At 69.2% G+C, this 20887-nt stretch carries 19 protein-coding genes; 12 read left to right on the forward strand and 7 right to left on the reverse strand.

What is annotated here, in order from left to right; genetic code table 11:
• The first annotated feature begins 135 nt into the window (after window positions 1–135).
• Entirely contained in the window at window positions 136–1011 is an 876-nt protein-coding gene (locus tag FQY83_RS06115) for an energy transducer TonB (RefSeq protein ID WP_146386086.1), read from the forward strand.
• 517 nt (window positions 1012–1528) lie between these two features.
• Here FQY83_RS06115 and arsH read toward each other — a convergent pair.
• On the reverse strand, window positions 1529–2287 hold the full coding sequence (gene arsH / locus FQY83_RS06120; RefSeq protein ID WP_146386088.1) for an arsenical resistance protein ArsH: 759 nt from the start codon (window positions 2285–2287) through the stop codon (window positions 1529–1531).
• 17 nt (window positions 2288–2304) lie between these two features.
• Between arsH and FQY83_RS06125 the strand changes: the two genes are divergently transcribed.
• The 5 genes from FQY83_RS06125 to FQY83_RS06145 all read left to right on the forward strand — a co-directional run bounded on the left by FQY83_RS06125 (window position 2305) and on the right by FQY83_RS06145 (window position 6560).
• On the forward strand, window positions 2305–2631 hold the full coding sequence (locus FQY83_RS06125; RefSeq protein WP_146386090.1) for an ArsR/SmtB family transcription factor: 327 nt from the start codon (window positions 2305–2307) through the stop codon (window positions 2629–2631).
• Between the two features lie 40 nt (window positions 2632–2671).
• A complete protein-coding gene (locus FQY83_RS06130; protein WP_146386092.1) occupies window positions 2672–3190 on the forward strand; it encodes an arsenate reductase ArsC in 519 nt (172 codons plus the stop codon).
• A 13-nt stretch (window positions 3191–3203) separates the two neighbouring features.
• Window positions 3204–4238 carry an ACR3 family arsenite efflux transporter gene (gene arsB / locus FQY83_RS06135; protein ID WP_146386370.1) on the forward strand — a complete coding sequence of 345 codons (1035 nt, stop codon included), beginning with the start codon at window positions 3204–3206 and terminating at the stop codon, window positions 4236–4238.
• 119 nt (window positions 4239–4357) lie between these two features.
• The gene (gene istA, locus FQY83_RS06140) at window positions 4358–5857 is read left to right on the forward strand and encodes an IS21-like element ISPa36 family transposase (protein ID WP_146386094.1); all 1500 of its coding nucleotides are present in this window, start codon (window positions 4358–4360) and stop codon (window positions 5855–5857) included.
• A complete protein-coding gene (locus FQY83_RS06145; protein WP_146386097.1) occupies window positions 5844–6560 on the forward strand; it encodes an ATP-binding protein in 717 nt (238 codons plus the stop codon). The genes istA and FQY83_RS06145 overlap by 14 nt, the downstream gene beginning before the upstream one ends.
• A 243-nt stretch (window positions 6561–6803) precedes the next feature.
• Here the strand turns inward: FQY83_RS06145 and rho are convergent, their stop codons facing one another.
• Both rho and trxA read right to left on the reverse strand, forming a co-directional pair.
• Entirely contained in the window at window positions 6804–8537 is a 1734-nt protein-coding gene (gene rho / locus FQY83_RS06150; RefSeq protein ID WP_146386099.1) for a transcription termination factor Rho, read from the reverse strand.
• Between the two features lie 316 nt (window positions 8538–8853).
• On the reverse strand, window positions 8854–9180 hold the full coding sequence (trxA, locus tag FQY83_RS06155) for a thioredoxin TrxA (RefSeq protein WP_146386101.1): 327 nt from the start codon (window positions 9178–9180) through the stop codon (window positions 8854–8856).
• A 244-nt stretch (window positions 9181–9424) separates the two neighbouring features.
• Here trxA and rhlB point away from each other — a divergent pair, with 244 nt between their 5' ends.
• The 5 genes from rhlB to ung all read left to right on the forward strand — a co-directional run bounded on the left by rhlB (window position 9425) and on the right by ung (window position 14430).
• A complete protein-coding gene (gene rhlB / locus FQY83_RS06160) occupies window positions 9425–11176 on the forward strand; it encodes an ATP-dependent RNA helicase RhlB (RefSeq protein WP_146386103.1) in 1752 nt (583 codons plus the stop codon).
• 64 nt (window positions 11177–11240) lie between these two features.
• On the forward strand, window positions 11241–11930 hold the full coding sequence (gene ftsE, locus FQY83_RS06165) for a cell division ATP-binding protein FtsE (RefSeq protein WP_146386104.1): 690 nt from the start codon (window positions 11241–11243) through the stop codon (window positions 11928–11930).
• Complete coding sequence (gene ftsX / locus FQY83_RS06170) at window positions 11923–12873, forward strand: permease-like cell division protein FtsX (protein ID WP_146386106.1); 951 nt, start codon at window positions 11923–11925, stop codon at window positions 12871–12873. The genes ftsE and ftsX overlap by 8 nt, the downstream gene beginning before the upstream one ends.
• Window positions 12874–12880: 7 nt before the next feature.
• Window positions 12881–13729 carry a response regulator gene (locus FQY83_RS06175; protein WP_146386108.1) on the forward strand — a complete coding sequence of 283 codons (849 nt, stop codon included), beginning with the start codon at window positions 12881–12883 and terminating at the stop codon, window positions 13727–13729.
• Window positions 13726–14430: a uracil-DNA glycosylase gene (ung, locus tag FQY83_RS06180; RefSeq protein WP_146386110.1), complete on the forward strand. Its 705-nt coding sequence runs from the start codon at window positions 13726–13728 to the stop codon at window positions 14428–14430. The genes FQY83_RS06175 and ung overlap by 4 nt, the downstream gene beginning before the upstream one ends.
• Before the next feature lie 235 nt (window positions 14431–14665).
• On the opposite strand, the gene FQY83_RS06185 is transcribed toward ung, so the two are convergent.
• The 3 genes from FQY83_RS06185 to FQY83_RS06195 all read right to left on the reverse strand — a co-directional run bounded on the left by FQY83_RS06185 (window position 14666) and on the right by FQY83_RS06195 (window position 18013).
• A complete protein-coding gene (locus FQY83_RS06185) occupies window positions 14666–15610 on the reverse strand; it encodes a copper resistance protein B (protein WP_146386112.1) in 945 nt (314 codons plus the stop codon).
• On the reverse strand, window positions 15607–17424 hold the full coding sequence (locus FQY83_RS06190) for a copper resistance system multicopper oxidase (RefSeq protein ID WP_146386114.1): 1818 nt from the start codon (window positions 17422–17424) through the stop codon (window positions 15607–15609). The genes FQY83_RS06185 and FQY83_RS06190 overlap by 4 nt, the downstream gene beginning before the upstream one ends.
• Before the next feature lie 115 nt (window positions 17425–17539).
• Window positions 17540–18013, reverse strand: coding sequence for a CopL family metal-binding regulatory protein (locus tag FQY83_RS06195; protein WP_238333422.1), 474 nt, complete (start codon window positions 18011–18013; stop codon window positions 17540–17542).
• A 190-nt stretch (window positions 18014–18203) separates the two neighbouring features.
• On the opposite strand from FQY83_RS06195, the gene FQY83_RS06200 reads away from it, so the two are divergent.
• The gene (locus FQY83_RS06200) at window positions 18204–19310 is read left to right on the forward strand and encodes an aromatic ring-hydroxylating oxygenase subunit alpha (protein WP_158636442.1); all 1107 of its coding nucleotides are present in this window, start codon (window positions 18204–18206) and stop codon (window positions 19308–19310) included.
• Window positions 19311–19478: 168 nt separating this feature from the next.
• Here FQY83_RS06200 and accC read toward each other — a convergent pair whose 3' ends face one another.
• Window positions 19479–20846, reverse strand: a complete 1368-nt coding sequence (gene accC, locus FQY83_RS06205; RefSeq protein WP_146386118.1) for an acetyl-CoA carboxylase biotin carboxylase subunit — start codon at window positions 20844–20846, stop codon at window positions 19479–19481.
• Window positions 20847–20887 lie beyond the last annotated feature (41 nt).

Raw genomic sequence — 20887 nt, forward strand, 5'->3', positions numbered from 1 at the left:
GGTGATACGCGGTTTCGTCGACGTCGCCCATGAGTACGTGCCGGTCAGGCCGGCGTGTCGATGGCGCGGTTCCTGCGCGATCGGCGCGGATTTTCCTGTAGTAGGATCGGCGCGATACCAACAGGGAGGTGCGGCATGACCGCCAGGTTCTGGATGGGACTGCTGCTGGCGCTGGTCGGCGCCGGCGCGTTCGCGAAGAAGCCCGTCGAGATTCCCGAGCAGGCCGAGTTGAGCATGCTGGTCACGGGCATGGTGCTGGTGGAGCCCGACGGCAGCGTGTCCGGCTGGGAGATCGACCAGCGCGAGAAGCTGCCGGACTTCGTCGTCAACCTGATCGAGAACTCGGCGCCCGTCTGGCGCTTCGAACCGGTGTTGGTGGACGGCCAGCCGCGCAAGGCCAAGGCGCTGATGAGCCTGCGCGTGGTGGCGAACCGGCTCGACGAGGGCAACTACCGGATCGCGATCCAGAGCGGATATTTCGGCAAGGACGCGATTTCCGACCCCAGGGAGCGCTGGCGGCAAACGGCGAGCGACGAGATCCGGTCGCTGAAGCTGGCGCCGCCGAAATATCCGATGGATGCACTCGTTGAGGGCGTGCGGGGGACCGTGTACCTGGTGGTGCGGGTCAACCGCCAGGGCGCCGTCGCCGATGTCGCGGTCGAGCAGGTGGACCTGCGGGTCATCGGTACCGAAAGGCAGATGAATGCAATGCGGAACACGCTGGCCAAGCCGGCGCTCGTGGCCGCGCGCAGGTGGACGTTCGAGGTCCCCACCACGGGCGAGTCTGCCGACAACGAATACTGGTCGGTCCGCGTTCCGGTCGACTACCAGTTCGCCGGCGAGAAGCAGAAATACGGCGAATGGCAGGCCTATATCCCCGGCCCGCGGCAAGAGGTGCCCTGGGTGGGGGAGGATCCGGACTCCGGCGAGAGTCCGGACGCGATGGTCGCCGGTGGCGTGTACGAGGTCGGCAAGGGGCTGAAGCTGCTGACTCCGCTGCAGCGGAGTTGAGCGGGCGCAGCGTCTGCCCGGCGCTCAGCGCGGCGGGCCTCCCGCCAGCACCTGCAGCCGTCGCGCTCGCAAGGATGGTGGCGGCGACTCGGGACGTCGGCAGGGTCCTGGGGAGGTGTCCGCGTCGGAGCGTGGGCAATGGCCCGTGCCCGGAAGACACGGGGTGCGACCATGTCGGAGGCAAGTCCAATCGGGCAAGTTCTGGATGTGGCTGTCCGGCCAGGGAGCCGTCACCGGGGGGCGAGTGTCGCCACCGATCCCCGTCGGCCCCAGACAAAAGGTTGCCCGGCGCCTTCGTGTCGCGATGCGATGGCGGCTCAGCTGGGGAACCCGAAAGATCCCTAGGAACTAGCTGTACGTATAGCTGAGTCTCCTGCCTGGCACAAGAAAAGCCCATCTTTTGTCGCACCTGGCCATCTGCGGGTACCAACGAGATTGATCACCTGGAACGGAACGAGATGATCACTCAACCAGCCTCGGTAACCACCCCATCCCTACGGCAATCCGGACCACGAAGTCAGGAGAGTGCTGCTGCGTCCTTCTCGAGAACTCCCGACTCTCTGGCCAACCGCCTGGCCTCGTCGGCACCCTTCCTCTCGCTGTAGCGATCAACGAGGTACTCGCTCCGTCCGCGCACCAGCAACGTGAACTTCACGAGTTCCTCCATGACGTCCACGACACGGTCGTAGAACGGCGAGGCGCGCATGCGTCCGGCGTCGTCGAACTCCTGCCACGCTTTGGCCACCGATGACTGGTTCGGGATCGTCACCATCCGCATCCAGCGCCCAAGCACCCGCAGCGCGTTGACCACATTGAACGACTGCGAGCCGCCACAGACCTGCATCACCGCCAGCGTCCTTCCCTGGGTGGGTCGCACGCTCCCGTCCTCGAGCGGCAGCCAGTCGATCTGGTTCTTGAACACGCCCGTGATCGTGCCGTGGCGTTCCGGCGACACCCAGACCTGCCCTTCCGACCACTGCGACCATTCGCGCAGCTGTTGAACCTTCGGATGATCGCTGTCGACGCTGTCCAGCAGTGGCAGGCCGTGCGGATCGAATATCCGGGTCTCGGCGCCGAGATGCTTCAGGATGCGCTCGGCCTCCAGCGCGAGCTTGCGGCTGTACGACTGCGGACGCAGGGAGCCATAGAGCAGCAGGATGCGTGGCGCGTGCGCACTTCCGCCCGAGCCCAGGTCATCGTGCCGGGGGCCGGGGAGTAGATCGGTGGCCAGATGGGGAAGCTCTTGAGTCAGGGGTGATTGCCGTTCGATATTCATTCGATTATTCTAGAAGAATGGAAACGAAACACGCAATCACCGCGCTGACCGCGCTCGGCCACGCCACTCGGCTGGCCATCTTCCGGCTGCTGGTCGAGGCCGGCCCCAACGGCCGTATGGCCGGTGAGATCGGCGAGGCGCTGGCGGTACCCGGCGCCACCCTGTCCTTCCACCTGAAGGAGTTGGTGCATGCCGGCCTGATCGGCGGCGAGAGCCGGGGGCGCAACGTCTGTTACCGCGCCAACTTCGATGCCATGAACGCGCTGGTCGCCTACCTGACCCACAACTGCTGCGCAGGCTCTCCGGACGAGAGCTGCACCCCCGCCGCCGCCTGCGCCTGCTGATCGTCACCCACAGATTGTTGCCTCTCCAGGAACCCGCCTGATGAAGCGTCGCGTCCTCTTCCTTTGTACCGGCAACTCCGCCCGCAGCGTTCTAGCCGAGGCCACGCTGCGGGCCTGGGCCGGTCATCGCTTCGAAGTGTTCAGCGCGGGCAGCCAGCCGGCCGGCACCATCAACCCCTACGCGCTGGGTCAACTGGCAGCCGAGGGCATCGCCACCGTGGGCCTACGCAGCAAGTCTTGGGACGAGTTCGCGACGCCGGGTGCGGCATCGATGGATCTTGTCGTGACGGTCTGCGACTCAGCGGCAGCCGAAACCTGCCCCGTCGTATTCGGTGACTTCCTGCGGGCGCACTGGGGGCTTCCGGATCCGGCCGCGGTGGAGGGCGATGACGAGGACAAGCGTGAAGCGTTCCGCCAGGCCCATCGCATCGTGAAGGCGCGCCTGCAGGCGCTGCTGGCGCTGCCAGCCGAGGCGTGGGACGACAGTGCCGCCCTGAAGGACTCGCTTGATCGCATCGGTTTCGTACAGCCTGAAGACGATGCGTCCGTCGATGGCTGAGGTGGCGCCCCGCATGGGGCTGTTCGAACGCTACCTCACCCTCTGGGTCGGGCTGTGCATCCTGGTGGGCACCGGCCTGGGGCACGTCCTACCCGACGTCTTCGCGAGCCTTGGCCGCATGGAAGTGGCCAAGGTCAACCTGCCGGTGGCTGTCCTGATCTGGCTGATGATCATCCCGATGCTGTTGAAGGTCGACTTCGGCGCCATGCGGGAAGTCGGCAAGCACTGGCGCGGCATTGGCGTCACCCTGTTCGTCAACTGGGCCGTCAAGCCGTTCTCGATGGCCCTGCTGGGATGGTTCTTCCTCCGGCATGTATTCGCCGACTGGCTGCCACCAGACCAGATCGATTCCTACATGGCGGGCCTGATCCTGCTGGCCGCGGCGCCCTGCACCGCGATGGTGTTCGTGTGGAGCAACCTGTGCCGTGGCGATGCGAACTTCACCCTGAGCCAGGTCGCGCTCAACGACGCCATCATGGTGGTGGCCTTCGCGCCGCTGGTAGCCCTATTGCTGGGGTTGTCGTCGATCACGGTGCCTTGGGACACCTTGGCGCTGTCGGTTGCGCTGTACATCCTGGTGCCGGTCGCAGTCGCCGTCCTGCTGCGCCGCTGGCTGCTTTCCCGTGGTGGTCAGGCAAGACTGGAGGCCGTCCTTGCCCGTCTGGGACCGATATCGTTGATCGCGCTGCTGGCGACGCTCGTGTTGCTGTTCGGATTCCAGGGCAGACAGATCATCGAGCAGCCATTGATCATCGCGATCTTGGCCGTACCCATCCTGATCCAGGTGTATTTCAACTCCGGCCTGGCCTACCTACTCAATCGCAGGCTTGGCGTGGCTCATTGTGTCGCCGGGCCTTCGGCGCTGATCGGTGCCAGCAACTTCTTCGAGCTGGCAGTCGCCACGGCCGTGGCTCTGTTCGGTGTGCATTCCGGTGCGGCGCTGGCCACCGTGGTGGGCGTTTTGATCGAGGTGCCGGTGATGCTGTCGGTGGTCAGGATCGTTAATCGATCCCGGCCTTGGTACGAGCGCCGACTTCCGAAACCATAGTCTTGTTGGCGCGCATCCAGAACTGACCCACTTTCGAGGGTGATGCGCGGGTAAAACTGACCCACCTGAAGCCCACATCCTGAGCATCTTTTGCTCGTGGGATTTCAGGAGTGATCACCATGGTCATGTTGGCCAAGATCCGGCGGATGCATTTCCGCGATGGCCTGCCGTTGCGCGAGATCGCCAAGCGCACCGGTCTTTCCCGCAACACCATCAGGCGCTGGCTGCGCAGCGGCCAGTCCGAGCCGGTCTATCCCAGGCGCGCCTCGCCCTCCCGGCTCGATCCCTATCGGTCGCAGTTGGAGACCTGGCTGCGTGCCGACAGCCAACGCCCCCGTCGCGATCAGCGCACCGCCAAGGTGCTGTTCTCGCAGTTGCAGGCGATCGGCTATCCGGGCACCTACACCCGCGTCACCGCCTTCATCCGCCAGTGGAAGGCGGCCGGCGGCGCCAGCCGCCGCCCGGCCTTCGTGCCGTTGCACTTTCCTCCGGGCGAGGCGTTCCAGTTCGACTGGAGCCGCGAGTACGCCTTCATCGGCAGTCACGCGAAGATGCCACTGGAGGTGGCACACGTGAAGCTGGCCTGCAGCCGCGCCTTCTGGCTGGTGGCCTATCCCACCCAGAGCCACGAGATGCTGTTCGACGCCCACACCCGGGCCTTCGCCGCCTTCGGTGGCGTGCCCCGCCGCGGCATCTACGACAACATGAAGACGGCCGTGGACGGGATCAGCCAACACCGGGAACGGCGGGTCAACGCCCGCTTCCACGCCATGACCAGCCACTACCTGTTCGCCGCCGAGTTCTGCAACCGGGCGGCCGGCTGGGAGAAGGGGCGCGTGGAGAAGAACGTGCAGGACCGGCGCCGGCAGATCTGGATCGAGGCCGGTGCCCGCCACTGGCCGGACCTGGACACCCTCAACGCCTGGCTCGCCAGCGAGTGCCGCGCTGCTTGGCCGATGCAGGCGCATCCGGATGCCGCCGACATCACCGTGGCCGAAGCGCTGGAGGACGAACAGCCCCACCTGATGCCGATGCCCGCGCCCTTCGACGGCTACATCGAGCGGCCGGTGCGGGTCAGTTCGACCGCGCTGGTCAGCTTCCAGCGCAACCGCTACAGCGTGCCGTGCGAACACGCCCACGCCGTCGCCAGCCTGCGCGTGTATCCCTTCGAACTGGCCGTGGTGGTCGGCGAGGCCGAGGTCGCCCGCCACCGGCGCAGCTTCGAGCGTGATCGGGTCCACTACGACTGGCAGCACTACATCGCCCTAGTCCAGCGCAAGCCGGGGGCACTGCGCGATGGCGCCCCGTTCCTGTCCATGCCCGATCCGCTGCGCAAGCTGCAGCAGGTGTTGCTGCGCCAGCCTCACGGCGACCGCGCCATGGCCCAGGTGCTGGCCGCCGTACCCGTGCACGGGCTCGAAGCGGTACTGGTGGCGGTGGAACTGGCACTCGAGTCCGGCCTGGTGCGCGCCGACCACGTGCTCAACGTGCTGGGGCGATTGCAGCATCCGGACCGCACGATCGAGACGGTCGCCTCGCGAGTGACGCTGCGTCATCCGCCGGTGTCCGATCCGGCCCGCTACGACGCCCTGCGGGAGGCAGATCATGTCGACGCCTGACCTGCCGCTGCGCATGCAGCAGCTCAAGCTGTACGGCATGGCCAGCCAGTGGCCCGAACTGCTGGCCAAGATGCGCCTGCACGCCATGGACCCCGAACACTGGATGGCCGAACTGCTGCAGGCCGAGTCCGCCGAACGGCAGGTCCGTGCCCAGGCCAACCAGATGAAGGCGGCACGCTTCCCTGTCCACCGCGACCTGCTCGGGTTCGACTTCACCGCCAGTCCCGTCGACCGATCGCTCGTCGAACGCCTGCACCAGGGTGACTTCCTCCACACCGCCGAGAACCTCGTCCTCGTCGGCGGGCCCGGCACCGGCAAGACCCATCTGGCCACCGCCATCGGCATCCAGGCCGTGCGCCAGCATCGCCTGCGCGTGCGGTTCTTCTCCACCATCGAGCTGGTCAACGCCCTGGAGAAGGAGCAGGCCCAGGGCAAGGCCGGGCAGATCGCCCTGCGCCTGACCTATGCCGACCTGGTCATCCTCGACGAAAGCCTGGCCATCACCACCAACCTGGCCTTCTCCGAATGGGCGCAGGTGTTCGGCGACGCCAAGATGACCACCGCGCTGCTCGACCGCATCACCCACCACTGCCACATCCTCGAGACCGGCAACGACTCCTGGCGCCTGCGCAACAGCACCGCCGCCAACAAGGCCAAAGCCAGAATCAGGGCAAAGGAGGCCGCGACCCAGACCGCCAACTGATACCCTCAACCCCGTCCACAGGGTGGGTCAAAGTTCAACGCGCACACCGGGTCAGATTTAGGTGCGCGCCAACAATCTGCGCTCCGAAGCGGAAAGAAGCGAATCGTCGCCGCCCATTCAGGAAATTGCGTAGGATGAAAGAAACTAGCGCCCACAAAAAAGCCCTGCTGGTGAAAAAGCCTTGAAATCAAGGCCCCAGCAGGGCTTCCAAGCCGACTCCCGGAGAGTCGGCGCTTTTGGTGCTCAGCGCCGCATCGAGGCAAAGAACTCGTCGTTGGACTTCGTGCTCTTCATCTTGTCGAGCAAAAATTCCATCGCCGCGATCTCGTCCATCGGGTGCAGCAGCTTGCGCAGGATCCAGATCTTCTGCAGCAGCTCCGGTTCGATCAGCAGGTCCTCGCGGCGGGTGCCGGAGAGGTTGACGCCGATCGCCGGGTAGACGCGCTTCTCGGTGATGCGGCGGTCGAGGTGGATTTCGGAGTTGCCGGTGCCCTTGAACTCCTCGTAGATCACCTTGTCCATCGCGCTGCCGGTGTCGACCAGGGCGGTGGCGATGATGGTCAGCGAGCCGCCTTCCTCGACGTTGCGCGCGGCGCCGAAGAAGCGCTTCGGACGGTGCAGGGCATTGGCGTCGACGCCGCCGGTCAGCACCTTGCCCGAGCTCGGCACGACGTTGTTGTAGGCGCGGGCGAGGCGGGTGATCGAGTCGAGCAGGATCACCACGTCCTTCTTGTGCTCGACCAGGCGCTTGGCGCGCTCGATCACCATCTCGGCGACCTGCACGTGGCGCGCGGCCGGCTCGTCGAAGGTCGAGCTGACGACTTCGCCGCGCACGGTGCGCTGCATCTCGGTCACTTCCTCCGGACGCTCGTCGACGAGCAGCACGATCAGATGCACTTCCGGATGGTTGGTGGTGATGGCGGTGGCGATCTGCTGCATCATCATCGTCTTGCCCGCCTTGGGCGGCGAGACGATCAGCGCGCGCTGGCCCTTGCCCTGCGGCGCCATCAGGTCGAGGATGCGGCCAGTGATGTCCTCGGTGGAGCCGTCGCCGCGCTCGAGCCTGAAGCGCTTGCGCGGGAACAGCGGGGTCAGGTTCTCGAACAGCACCTTGCCCTTGCTCGCTTCCGGCGGCTCGCCGTTGATGGTGTCGACCACGTTCAGCGCGAAGTAGCGCTCGCCGTCCTTGGGCCAGCGGATGCGGCCGGAGAGGTGGTCGCCGGTGCGCAGGTTGAAGCGGCGGATCTGGCTGGGCGAGATGTAGGTGTCGTCGGGACCGGCGAGGTAGCTCGCCTCGGCGCCGCGCAGGAAGCCGAAGCCGTCGGGCAGGATCTCGAGCACGCCGTCGGCCTGCACGCCCTCGCCGGTGCGGGTGAGCACCTTGAGCAGGGCGAAGATCACGTCCTGCTTGCGGGCGCGGGCGACGCCTTCGTGGATGTTGAGCTGTTCGGCGATGTCGAGCAGCTTGTGCGCCGGCATGCGCTTGAGGTCGCCCAGCGAATACTGCGGGAAGCCTTCGGGGATGTTCGGCGGCGGCAGGCGGTGGGCTTGCTGGTCCTGGCCGTTGCCGCCGTCGTCCTGCGGCAGGCCGCCGTCGCGGTGGCGGTCGCGCTGGCGGTCGCGGCGGTTGCGGAAGCGGTCGCGGCGGTTGTTGTTCTGTGGGTTGTTGGGGTTGTTGCGGTTGCCGTCGGAGGACTGGCGCTGCGGTTCGCCGCCTTCGCCCGCGGGGGGCTGGCTGGCGCCTTCGGAGCCGCCGGAGGCGCTACCGGCGTCGGCGGTGTCCGCGGCGCGCGGGGCGGCCGGCGGGGGCGGCGGTGCGGCGGGCGGGGCAGGTGGAGCGGGCGGAGGCGTCGGCGCCGCGGGTGCGGGCGCGTCGGCGACGGCGGTCTCGGTCTTGCTGGCCTTGGGGGTGCGCGTGGCGGTCTTGCGCACGCGCTTCACGGCGGTGTCGCCGGACTCGGGAGTGTTGTCGGACAAGTGCGAATTCCTCGCTTGCTGCGAGCGCCCGGAAGCGGGCGGGGAGGTCTGTTGAGGGAGTCTTTCAGACGGGGTGCGGCGCCGTGTTCCACGCCGGATGGATCAAAGCTAACACCGCGGCCGGTGCGCCCGCAAGCGCCGGATGCGGCGGCATTCATGCACGATCACGTCTATGGGAGCGGCTTGAGCCGCGATGCCCTTCGTCCCGGATCCCGGGGGCCGAGCCAAAAGCATCGCGGCCAAAAGCATCGCGGCTGAAGCCGCTCCCACGGGTTTTCGGTGGATCCCGGCAGGTTCCGGGGGCCGGTGCCGGGCGTCAGATGGCCTTGTCGATCAGCTGCGCCAGCTGCGCCTTGCCGACCGCGCCGATCTGGGTCGCCTGCACCTGGCCGTCCTTGAACAGCAGCAGCATCGGGATCGAGCGCACGTGGTACTTCAGCGCCGTGGCGCGGTTCTCGTCGACGTTGACCTTGGCGATCTTGACCTTGCCGGCGTAGTCGTCGGCCAGCTCGTCCAGGGCCGGGGCGATCATCTTGCACGGTCCGCACCAGGGCGCCCAGAAGTCGACCAGCACCGGCTCGGCGGACTGCAGGACCGCGGCGTCGAAATCGGCGTCGGTGGCGTGGATGACGTGTTCGCTCACGGAAAGGGCTCCTGGATGGGGCGTGGCCTGGACGGGGCGGCCGCGCCGGGATGAATGGTAAACTTGGGCGATTCGCGGCCCGATTCAAGGGGCCTCCCGTCAGGGAACCCCGGGCGACCCCATGCGCCCCTGCCCGCGACCGTCCCGGGAACCCGCGCCATCGGCGCACGCACCCGACCACAGGCAGTCTGCGATGCGGGCGCCACCCACGCAAGCGCCCGACGCTGCACGGATCATCTCGTTCATGAGCGACAAACCCCTTACCGACATCACCTTCTCCAGCTTCGAGCTGCACCCGGCGCTGCAGGCCGGCCTCGAGGGCGCGGGATTCACCCGCTGCACGCCGATCCAGGCGCTGACCCTGCCGATCACGCTCGCCGGGCGCGACGTCGCCGGCCAGGCGCAGACCGGCACCGGCAAGACCCTGGCCTTCCTCGTGACCGTCATCCACCGCCTGCTGTCGAAGCCGGCGCTGGCCGAACGCAAGCCCGAGGACCCGCGCGCGCTGATCCTGGCGCCGACCCGCGAGCTGGCGATCCAGATCCACAAGGACGCGATGAAGCTCGCGCCCGAGCTCGGCCTCAAGTTCGCCCTGGTCTACGGCGGCGTCGACTACGACAAGCAGCGGCAGATGCTGCAGGACGGCGCCGACGTCATCATCGCCACGCCCGGCCGCCTGATCGACTACGTCAAGCAGCACAAGGTGGTCTCGCTGCACGCCTGCGAGGTGTGCGTGCTGGACGAGGCCGACCGCATGTTCGACCTCGGCTTCATCAAGGACATCCGCTTCCTGCTGCGGCGCATGCCGATTCGCACCGAGCGGCAGACGCTGCTGTTCAGCGCCACGCTCAGCCATCGCGTGCTCGAGCTCGCCTACGAGCACATGAACGAGCCGGAGAAGATCGTCGTCGAGACCGAGACGATCACCGCCGCGCGCGTGCGCCAGCGGCTGTACTACCCGTCCGACGAGGAGAAGCTGCCGCTGCTGATCGGCCTGCTCTCGCGCAGCGAGGGCGCGCGGACGATGGTGTTCGTCAACACAAAGGCCTTCGTCGAGCGCGTGGCGCGTTCGCTCGAGCGCGCCGGCTACCGCGTCGGCGTGCTCTCGGGCGACGTGCCGCAGAAGAAGCGCGAGAGTCTGCTCAAGAAGTTCCAGGCCGGCCAGCTCGAGATCCTGGTCGCCACCGACGTCGCCGCGCGCGGCCTGCACATCGACGGCGTCAGCCACGTTTACAACTACGACCTGCCGTTCGACGCCGAGGACTACGTCCACCGCATCGGCCGCACCGCGCGCCTGGGCGCCGAGGGCGACGCGATCAGCTTCGCCTGCGAGCGCTACGCGATGGGCCTGCCCGACATCGAGGCCTACATCGAGCAGAAGATCCCGTCCGAGCCGGTGACGCCGGAGCTGCTGGTGCCGCTGCCGCGGCAGCCGCGCCCCGACCTCGCCGCGAACGCGGGCGACGATGGCGACGGCGACAGCATCGGCGAGATCTATCGCGAAGTGCGCGAGGCGCGCGCCGCCGAGGACGCCAGGCGCGGCGGCGGCCGCGGCGGGCGTTCGGGCGAGGGTCGCGGTCCGCGCAGCGGCGCGCGCGCGGGCGAGGGCGGTGAACGCCCGCGCCGTCCGCGCACGCCGCGTCCGAAGCCGGAAGGCGAGGCGGTGCCGGCGGCTGCCGCCGCAGCGCCGCCGGTGGTCGACGCCGCCGGTGCGGTCGCCGCGGCGACGCCGGACGAATCGCGTCCGCCGCGCAAGCGCCGTCGCCGGCGTCGCGGGCAGCGGGTCGAGGGGGCGCCGGAAGTGGCGGCGAACGGCAACGGTCATGGCGAAGGCCGCGGCCAGCCGCGCGAAGCGAAGGCCGCCGCGAAGCCGCCGCGCGCGCAGGCGGCGCCCCGCGGCGGCGATGCGCCGGCGGCGTCGGAGTCTTCGCTGCTGTCGCGCATCGGTGCGCGCCTGCGCAAGCTGGTGACGCGGGCGCCGCAGAGCCAGCACTGAGCGATTGGCGGGTTGCGCGCACCGTCGCGTTCGCCATTTGCCACTTCTGCGATACTCCGCAGCCATGGCCGTCCTGCGCTTCGACAACGTCAGCAAACAGTACGCCGGCGGGCGCGTGGCGCTGTCCGAGGTCAGCTTCGACGTCGCCGCCGGCGAGATGCTGTTCCTCACCGGTCATTCCGGCGCCGGCAAGAGCACCCTGCTCAAGCTGGTCCACCTCGCCGAGCGGCCGAGCCGCGGCGCGGTGGTGTTCAACGAGCGCAACCTGCTCAAGGTGCGCGGCCGCCGCGTCGCGCTGCACCGGCGCGAGGTCGGCGTCGTGTTCCAGGACCATCGCCTGCTCACCGACCGCAGCGTGTTCGACAACGTCGCGCTGCCGCTGATCCTGCGCGGCTTGCGCCGCGGCGAGATCGGCAAGCGCGTGCGCAGCGTGCTCGATCGGCTGGGCCTGGGCGATCGCGAGCGCTCGCTGCCGACGCAGCTGTCGGCCGGCGAGCAGCAGCGCGTGGGCATCGCCCGCGCGGTGGTCGGCGAGCCGCGGCTGCTGGTCGCCGACGAGCCGACCGGCAACCTCGATCCCACCCTGTCGGCCGAGATCATGGCGCTGTTCGCCTCGCTGCCCGAGCGCGGCACCAGCGTGCTGGTGGCCAGCCACGACCTCGGCCTGGTCAAGCGCATGAAGAAGCGCGTGCTGGTGCTCGACCACGGCCAGCTGGTCGACGACATCGCGCCGGAGGACCTGGCCGATGAGTGAGCCGCGCGCCGCCGCGACGGCGAGGCCGCCGTCGCCGGTCGGGACCTGGATCGACCACCACCTCTACAGTCTTGTCGCCAGCCTCGGCCGCGTGTTCCGCAAGCCGTGGGCGGCGCTGCTCACGATCGCGGTGATGGCGCTGGCGCTGGCGCTGCCGCTCGGCCTGTGGCTGGTGCTGGGCAACGTCGAGCGGCTGGCCGGCAACGTCGAGCGCTCGCGCGAGATCAGCGTATTCCTCAGGCAGGACGTCGACGCCGGGCGCGCAGCGCAGCTCGCAGACGAACTGCGCGCGCGCGGCAACATCGGCAGCGTCGAGCACGTCACGCCGCAGCAGGGCATGGAAACGCTGCGCGCCGACGGCGCGCTGGCCGGCATCATCGACGCCGCCGGCGACGACAACCCGCTGCCGCACGTGCTGGTGGTCACCCCGGGCGGCGACGAACTGCTGGTGGCCTCGTCCCTGCAGCAGCTGCCCGAGACCGAACTGGTGCAGCACGACGCGCAGTGGCGCGAGCGCCTCGACGGCTGGCTGCGCTTCGGCGGCCGTGTGGCCCTGGTGCTGGCGTTGCTGCTCGGCCTCGGTGCGCTGCTGGTGGTCGGCAACACCGTGCGCCTGGACATCCAGTCGCGGCGCGAGGAAATCGGCGTTCTGCAGCTGCTCGGCGCGACCGACGGCTTCATCCGCCGCCCGTTCCTGTACCTCGGCGCGTGGTACGGAATGGCCGCCGGCGCGCTGGCGATCGCGCTGCTGGTGGCGACTGGACTCGCACTGCGCGAGCCGCTGGCCGAACTCGCCGCCAGCTACGGCAGCCGCTTCGCGCTGTCGGGCATCGACCTGCGCTGGGCGCTCGCGGTGCTGGCCGGTTCGACCGGGCTCGGCTGGATCGGCGCCGGGCTGGTCACCGGCCATTTCCTGCGCCAGACGCGCCCCACCGAGACCTGACGACGAAATGAATCCGCACGACCTCCGCCATCTCGAGAGCGACAAGCCGCGCGTGCTGGTCGTGGACGGCTCGAAGCTCGTGCGCAAGCTGATCCACGCGGTGCTGGAGAAGGAACTGCCCGGCGTGCGCGTGGCCGAGGGCGGCAGCCTGGCCGAGGCGCGCGAGGTGCTGGCCGGCGAGCCGGTCGACCTGGTCACCACCGCGCTGGTGCTGCCCGACGGCGACGGCCTGCAGGTCGCGCGCGCGGTGCGCGAGGCCGGCGGCCAGCGCTACGTGCCGGTGATCGTGATCTCCGGCGACGTGCAGTCGCACCTGGAGGACCGCCGCTTCACCGAGGACGTCACCGACTATTTCGACAAGAGCCTCGGCCACAACGCGCTGGCCGCGTTCATCCGTGGCTACGTGCAGCCGCAGCCGATCCCGGACGCGCACGTGCTCTACATCGAGGACAGCCGCACGGTCGCGGTCGCGATCCGGCGCATGCTCGAGGCGCACCAGATGCGCGTCACCCACGTCACCAACGCCGAGGACGCGATCGCCTACCTCGAGGCCTATGCCGACACCGACGGCGCGCCCGGCGCCGACCTGGTGCTGACCGACCTCTACCTCAAGGGCGAGCTCGACGGCCGCGACGTGCTCAACAAGGTGCGCAACGGCCTGGGCTACGGCAAGCGACGGCTGCCGGTGCTGGTGATGACCGGCGACGACAACCGCGACAACCAGGCCACCCTGCTGCGCCACGGCGCCAACGACCTCGTGCTCAAGCCGATCGAGGAGCGTTTGCTGGCGACGAAAGCCCTGTTCCAGCTGCGCCTGTCGCGGCTGCCGACCGCACCCGTGCCGCCGGAGCCATGAGCGGAGATCGCGTCAGGCTCGAACCCTCGTGGAAGGCGCGCGTCGGCGACTGGTTCGCGCGCGAGGACATGCAGGCGCTGTCGGGCTTCCTGCGCGAGCGCAAGCTGGCCGGCGCGCGCATCTATCCGCCGGGTCCGCGGATCTTCGCCGCGTTCGACGCCACGCCGTTCGACGCGGTGAAGGTGGTGGTGCTGGGGCAGGACCCGTACCACGGCTACGGACAGGCGCATGGCCTGTGCTTCTCGGTGCTGCCCGGCGTGCCGGTGCCGCCGTCGCTGGACAACATGTTCAAGGAGATCCAGCGCGACCTCGGCATCGCGCGCCCCGACCACGGCTACCTGATGCCGTGGGCGAAGCAGGGCGTGCTGCTGCTCAACGCGGTGCTGACGGTCGAGGACGGCCGCGCCGGCGCGCACCAGGGCAAGGGCTGGGAAGGCTTCACCGACCACGTGGTCGATGTGCTCAATCGCGAGCGCGAAGGGCTGGTGTTCATGCTCTGGGGCAGCTACGCGCAGAAGAAGGGCGGCATCGTCGATCCGCGCCGGCACCGGGTGCTGCGCACCACGCATCCCTCGCCGCTGTCGGCGCACCGCGGCTTCCTCGGTTGCGGGCATTTCTCCGCGGCGAACGAGTACCTCGCGCGTCACGGCCAGACGCCGATCGACTGGTCGCTGCCGCCGCGGGCGGCGCTGGACGCCTGATCCCCGGTCGCGCCTACAGGAGCACGAATCCGTAGGTCGGGGCTACGCCCCCGACGCCTGGCAATCGCCGCCGTCCGGGCGTCGGGGGCGTAGCCCCGACCTACGGGTCAAACGTCTGTCATTTCGACCGCAGGGAGAAATCCTGCGCCAACGGGCATGACGGCGGATCTCTCCCTTCGGTCGAGATGACAATGCGGAGGGGCCGCGCGGGGAAGCGCGCCCCGGCATCGGGCCTTCAGAACCAGATGCGCACCCCCGCCACCATGCGGGTATCGCGCGAGGCCTCGCCGTCGGCTTCATGGAAGCGCGCGGTTTGCCCGAAACTGCGTTCGTGCACGACGCCGACGTAGGGCGCGAACCGCCGCGTGACCTCGTAGCGCAGCCGCAGTCCGGCCTCCGCCTTCGACAGCCCGCTGCCGGTCCCGCGCCGCGGATCGTCCTTCGACTCGAGCTCGACTTCCAGCAACGGCTGCAGGATCAGCCGGTTGCTCAGGCGCATGTCGTACTCGGCCTCCAGCTTCGCCGACACGCCGCCGCCATCGCCGACGTAGGCAACCGCGGACACCTCGAACAGGTAGGGCGCGATGCCCTGCACGCCGACTGCCGCGCGCGTGCGCGAGGGCGCCGGCCGGAAGTCGTGGCGCACGCCGGCGACGACGTCCCACCAGCGCGCGACGGCGCGCGACCAGCGCAATTCGGCGCTGGACGAGCCAGTGCGGCCCGATTCGCGATGGCCGCTGCCGCGCAACCACAGGCGATGGATGTCGCCGCCGATCGAGGCGCTGCCTTCCCAGGACTGTCCGCGCGCATGCCGGCCGTCCCAGGCTTCGAGCCGGTCGAGCTTCACCCGCCCGTAGATCGCGGGGCCGTGCGCCATGCCCGCGTGCGACAGCACCGGGAATGCGGCGGCGCGGTCTTCGTCGGTGAGCGGCGGGATCGGTTCGCGCGGCGCCTGCTCGCCGCGTGCCGGCGTGCAGTGTCCCATCGCGGCGTGTCCGGGCGGGCAGCCGTCGTCCGGCGGTGTCGCCTCCGGCGTGCAGTGGCCCATGGCCGCGTGTTCGGCCGTGCAGGCCGGGGACGATGCGTGCCGGGCATGTCCCGCGTGCTGCGCGCGGGCCGGCATCGCGAGCGCCAGCGCGATCGCGCAGGACAGGAGCGGCAGCCGTGGCGGGATCCTCATGCGCCTTCCTCCACGCGCACCTCGCGCATCATGCCCGCGTCCATGTGATAGAGCAGGTGGCAGTGGAAGGCCCAGCGGCCGAGCGCGTCGGCGCGCACGCGGAAGCCGCGCTTCGTGCCGGGTGGCATGTCGACGGTGTGCTTGCGCACCATGAAGCCGCCGTCGGCGTCCTCCAAGTCGCTCCACATCCCGTGCAGGTGGATCGGGTGCTGCATCATCGTGTCGTTGACCAGCACGATGCGCAGGCGCTCGCCGTAGTTCAGGCGCAGCGGCTCGGCGCCGGCGAAGGGAATGCCGTCGAACGACCAGGAGAACTTCTCCATGTGGCCGGTGAGGTGCAGCTCGATCGTGCGCCCCGGATCGCGGCCGTCGGGATCGTCGAAGAGGCTCCTGAGGTCGGCATAGGCGAGCGCGCGCCGGCCGTTCTCGCGCAGGCCGATGCCGGGGTCGTCGAGCCTGGGCGTTGGCGTCATCGTCTGCATGTCGACCAGCGGGTTGCGGCTTTCGCTGGCCGGATGCGCCTGCATGCCGACGCCGTTGCCGTGTCCTGCGTGCGCGGACGGCGCGTGCATCGCCGCGCCGCAGCCGCCCTCCATGCCCATCTTCGCGCCGCAGCCGCCTTCCATCGCCTTGCCGTGGGTATCGTGGCCGCCGTGGCCCATGTCCTCCATCGTCAGCCGAGGCCGCGGGTCGACCGTGGGCACGGGCGCCTCCAGTCCCGCGCGCGCGGACAGCGTGCCGCGCGCGAACCCGGTTCGGCCCATGTCCTGCGCGAAGATCGTGTAGGCATCCTGGCCGGACGGTTCGACGATCACGTCGAAGGTCTCGGCCGCGCCCATGCGCAGCTCGTCGACGCCGACCGGATGCACGTACTGGCCGTCGGCCGCGACCACGGTCATCTTCAGCCCGGGGATGCGCACGTCGAAGTGGGTCATCGCCGAGGCGTTGATGAAGCGCAGCAGCACCTTTTCGCCGGGGCGGAACCCGCCGGTCCAGTTGTTGGCCGGCGTCACTCCGTTCATCAGGTAGGTATAGGTGTGCGCATTGACGTCGGACAGGTCGGTCGGCGTCATCCGCATCTCGCCCCAGGCGCGACGGTCGGCGAGCGTTGCCGCGAGTCCGTCGCGGCGCAGGTCGCGGAAGAAATCGGCGACGGTGGGCTTGTACCAGTTGTCGTGGTGCGGTGATTTCTTCAGCCGCAGGAACAGCGATTCGGGCGCGAGGTCGGTCCAGTCCGACAGCAGCACCACGTGCTCGCGGTCCCAGCGGTAGGGCGCGGGTTCGCGCGGGTCGACGATGATCGCGCCGTACAGCCCGGCCTGCTCCTGCTGCAGCGAGTGGCTGTGGTACCAGTAGGTGCCCGACTGCCGGAGCGTGAACCGGTACAGGTACGACTCGCCGGGCATGATGCCGTCGAAGCTGATGCCCGGCACGCCGTCCATGTTCGCCGGCAGCAGGATGCCGTGCCAGTGGATCGAGGTCTGGACGCCCGGCGGCAGGCGGTTGGCGACGCGCAGGGTGACGGTGTCGCCCTCGCGCCAGCGCAGGGTCGGCGCGGGCAGGGCGCCGTTGACCGTGATCGCCGGGCGCGTGCGGCCGGTGAAGTTGACCGGCGTGGCGCCGATGTCGAGCCGGAAATCGGTGCCGGCGAGTTCGGCGCCCGGGCGCGCGACGGCGGCATCGCGCGCGTGCGCGGGCCGGCGCAGGGTCCCGGCGGCGAGCGCGGCGCCGCCGAGGAACAGGCCCTGGACGAAGGTCCGGCGCGAGGCGGAGGCCGGCGCGGACGCGGGGAGTCGTGGACTCGGGTGGATCATGCTGTGCTCCCTGGCGAAGGCGCGCGTGCGCGTCCGCCCAGTGGTGGCATCGGGACAGGCGTCGCGCGGCGGGATGCGCGCGACGAGGCTTCCGGGCCGCGGTCGCGGCAGGGGCTCAGGCGATCGGAGGGCGCAGCGGCGGGAACGCGTGCAGGGCGGGGACCTGCGCGCGCGCGGCCCTGGCCGGCGCGGACGCGGGGCCTGTCGATGGCAGCGACGTCATCGCAGACAGCATCGCGAATCCGTGCTGCAGGCACAGGTCCAGGCAGCGCTGCAGGCAATCCCCGTCGTCCGGCACGGGCGGCGCCTCGCGGACCGGCGTGGCATCGTCCGGCGTGTGGCAGTCGGCCATGGCGCCGTGATCGCGGCGGTCGGCCGCGTCGGCGTCGGTTGCGGCCGGCACGGCGTGGCCGGCACCGGGCATCGCCATCGCCATGCGCGTCGCGGCCACCGTCGGCGCGACGGCGTCGAGCAGCAGGCACAGGCACAGCAGCAGGCGGAGCAGGACCGGGAACACGAAGGCGGCTTCGGGCGACGTGGCGGGAAGCGGCAGGATACCGCAGCGACGGCGTCCGGCGCGTGCGTTCACCGGGAAGGATTCTCCCACCCGCAAGCGGAGGACGATTCCCGTAGGAGCGCCTTCAGGCGCGACCGCTTTCCCGAACCGGTCGAGCGTCCGGTCGCGGCTGAAGCCGCTCCTGCAGGACATGACGCCGGAACCTCCTGCGCTACGATGGCGGCCTCGTCGCCGCCACGCGCCCGCAGGCGCGAAGCCCCGCATGACTGCATCGGTCGCCGACCTGATCGGCCAGTACGACCCTTCGCTGCCGCTGGCCGAAGCCAGCACGCCGCCGGCCGCGTGGTACATCGATCCGCGGATCGCCGAGCTGGAGCGGCGCACGGTGTTCGCCCGCACCTGGCAGTTCGCCGGGCGGCTGGACCAGCTGCGCGCACCCGGCGACTACGTGACCTGCGAGATCGCGGGCGAACCGATCCTGGTCGTGCGCGGCGGCGACGGCGTGCTGCGCGGCTTCTTCAACGTCTGCCGCCACCATGCCGCGGCGGTGATGACGCAGCCACAGGGCTGCGCGAAGAACCTGCGCTGCCCCTACCACGGTTGGACCTACACCCTCGAAGGCGCGCTCAAGGGCACGCCCAGCTTCGTCGACGAATGTCACTTCGACCGCGGCGCGCACGGGCTGGTGCCGGTCGACATCGCGACCTGGGAGCAGTGGGTGTTCGTGCGGCTCGACCGCGAAGGGCCGACGCTGGAGGAATTCCTCGGCGAACGGGTCATCGCCGAAGTGAAGGCGCTGCGCCTGGACCGGCTGCACTGGTTCGCGCGCCAGCACTACCTGTTCGACTGCAACTGGAAGGTGTTCGTCGACAACTACCTCGACGGCGGCTACCACGTCCCGCACCTGCACAAGGGGCTGAACAGCGTGCTGGATTTCAGGCAGTACACGATCGAGAACGGTCGCCACCACTGCCTGCAGTCGGCGCCGATGGTGCAGGGCGAGATCGAGGAGTTCGCGTCCGTGCGCGGCGGCGCGCGCGCGAACTACTACTGGTTCCATCCGAACTTCATGTTCAACTGGTACGAGGGCATGATGGACACCAACCTCGTGCTGCCGCTGGGCGTGGACCGCACCGAGGTGATCTTCGACTTCTGGTTCGAGGACGTGTCCGATGCCGCGCGCGAGCGCAACGAGGCCAGCATCGCCGTCGGCAACATCGTCCAGGACGAGGACATGGCGATCTGCAAGTCGGTGCAGCGCGGCCTGCAGTCGCGCGCCTACGACACCGGCCGGCTGTCGATCCGCCGCGAGGCCGGAGAACACCTGTTCCACCTGCTGCTGCATGCGGACCTGTCGGGCGGTCTGTGACCGCTGGGGGCCCTGAGTCGTCATTCCCGCGAAAGCGGGGATCCAGCGTCTTCGCAAAGATCAAAATGGATCCCAGCTTTCGCTGGGATGACGGGTCTTGCCTGGGAGGTGTTCCAGTCGCCTTTGAAATGATCCCGGCCGGTTCGCCGCCCCGGCCGATTCGCCGCATCAGCCGATCGACAGGCCCTTGTCCTTGCGCTCGGCCAGCCGCTTCTCGAGGTAGTGGATGTTCTGGCCGCCGGCCTGGAAGCCGTCGTCGGCCATGATCCGCTGCTGCAGCGGGATGTTGGTCTTGATGCCGTCGACCACCATCTCGGAGAGCGCCACGCGCATGCGCGCGATCGCCTGTTCGCGGTCGGCGCCGTGCACGATCAGCTTGCCGACCATCGAGTCGTAGTTCGGCGGCACCGCATAGCCCTCGTAGATGTGCGAGTCGACGCGCACACCGGGGCCGCCGGGCGAGTGGAAGTGCTGGATCAGGCCGGGCGAGGGCAGGAAGGTGTCCGGGTCCTCGGCGTTGATGCGGCATTCGATGGCGTGGCCGCGCAGCACCACGTCTTCCTGCCTGATCGAGAGCTTCTGCCCCGACGCGATCTTCAGCTGCTCGCGCACCAGGTCGATGCCGGTGACCATCTCGGTGACCGGATGCTCGACCTGGATGCGGGTGTTCATCTCGATGAAGTAGAAGCGCCCGTTTTCGTAGAGGAACTCGAAGGTGCCGGCGCCGCGGTAGCCGATGCGGATGCAGGCTTCCACGCAGACCTTGCCGATCTCCGCACGCTGCGCGTCGGTGATGCCCGGCGCCGGCGCCTCCTCGACCACCTTCTGGTGGCGGCGCTGCATCGAGCAGTCGCGTTCGCCGAGGTGGATGGCGTTGCCCTGGCCGTCGGCGAGCACCTGGATCTCCACGTGGCGCGGGTTCTCCAGGAACTTCTCCATGTAGACCATGTCGTTGCCGAACGCGGCCTTGGCCTCGGTCTTGGTGGTAGCGACGGCGTTGGCCAGCGCGGCCTCGGTGTGCACCACGCGCATGCCGCGGCCGCCACCGCCGCCGGCCGCCTTCACGATCACCGGATAGCCGATCTCGCGCGCGATCTTCAGGTTGGTCTCGACATCGTCGCCCAGCGGCCCGCCGCTGCCGGGCACGCAGGGCACGCCGGCGTCCTTCATCGCACGGATCGCCTCGACCTTGTCGCCCATCAGGCGGATGGTGTCGGCCTTGGGCCCGATGAAGACGAAGCCGGACTGTTCGACGCGCTCGGCGAAGTCGGCGTTCTCGCTCAGGAAGCCGTAGCCGGGATGGATCGCCTGCGCGTCGGTGACCTCGGCCGCGGCGATGATCGCCGGCATGTCGAGGTAGCTGCGGTTGGACGGCGCCGGGCCGATGCACACCGACTCGTCGGCCATCGCCACGTGCTTGAGGTTGCGGTCGACGGTGGAGTGCACCGCGACCGTGCGGATGCCCAGCGCGTGGCACGCGCGCAGGATGCGCAGCGCGATCTCACCGCGGTTGGCGATCACTACTTTATCGAGCATGTTCTGGTCTCAAGTCGTTCACCACACCGCCCACGGGCCTG

The organism is Luteimonas marina, assembly GCF_007859325.1.
GTDB classification, from domain to species: Bacteria; Pseudomonadota; Gammaproteobacteria; order Xanthomonadales; family Xanthomonadaceae; genus Luteimonas; species Luteimonas marina.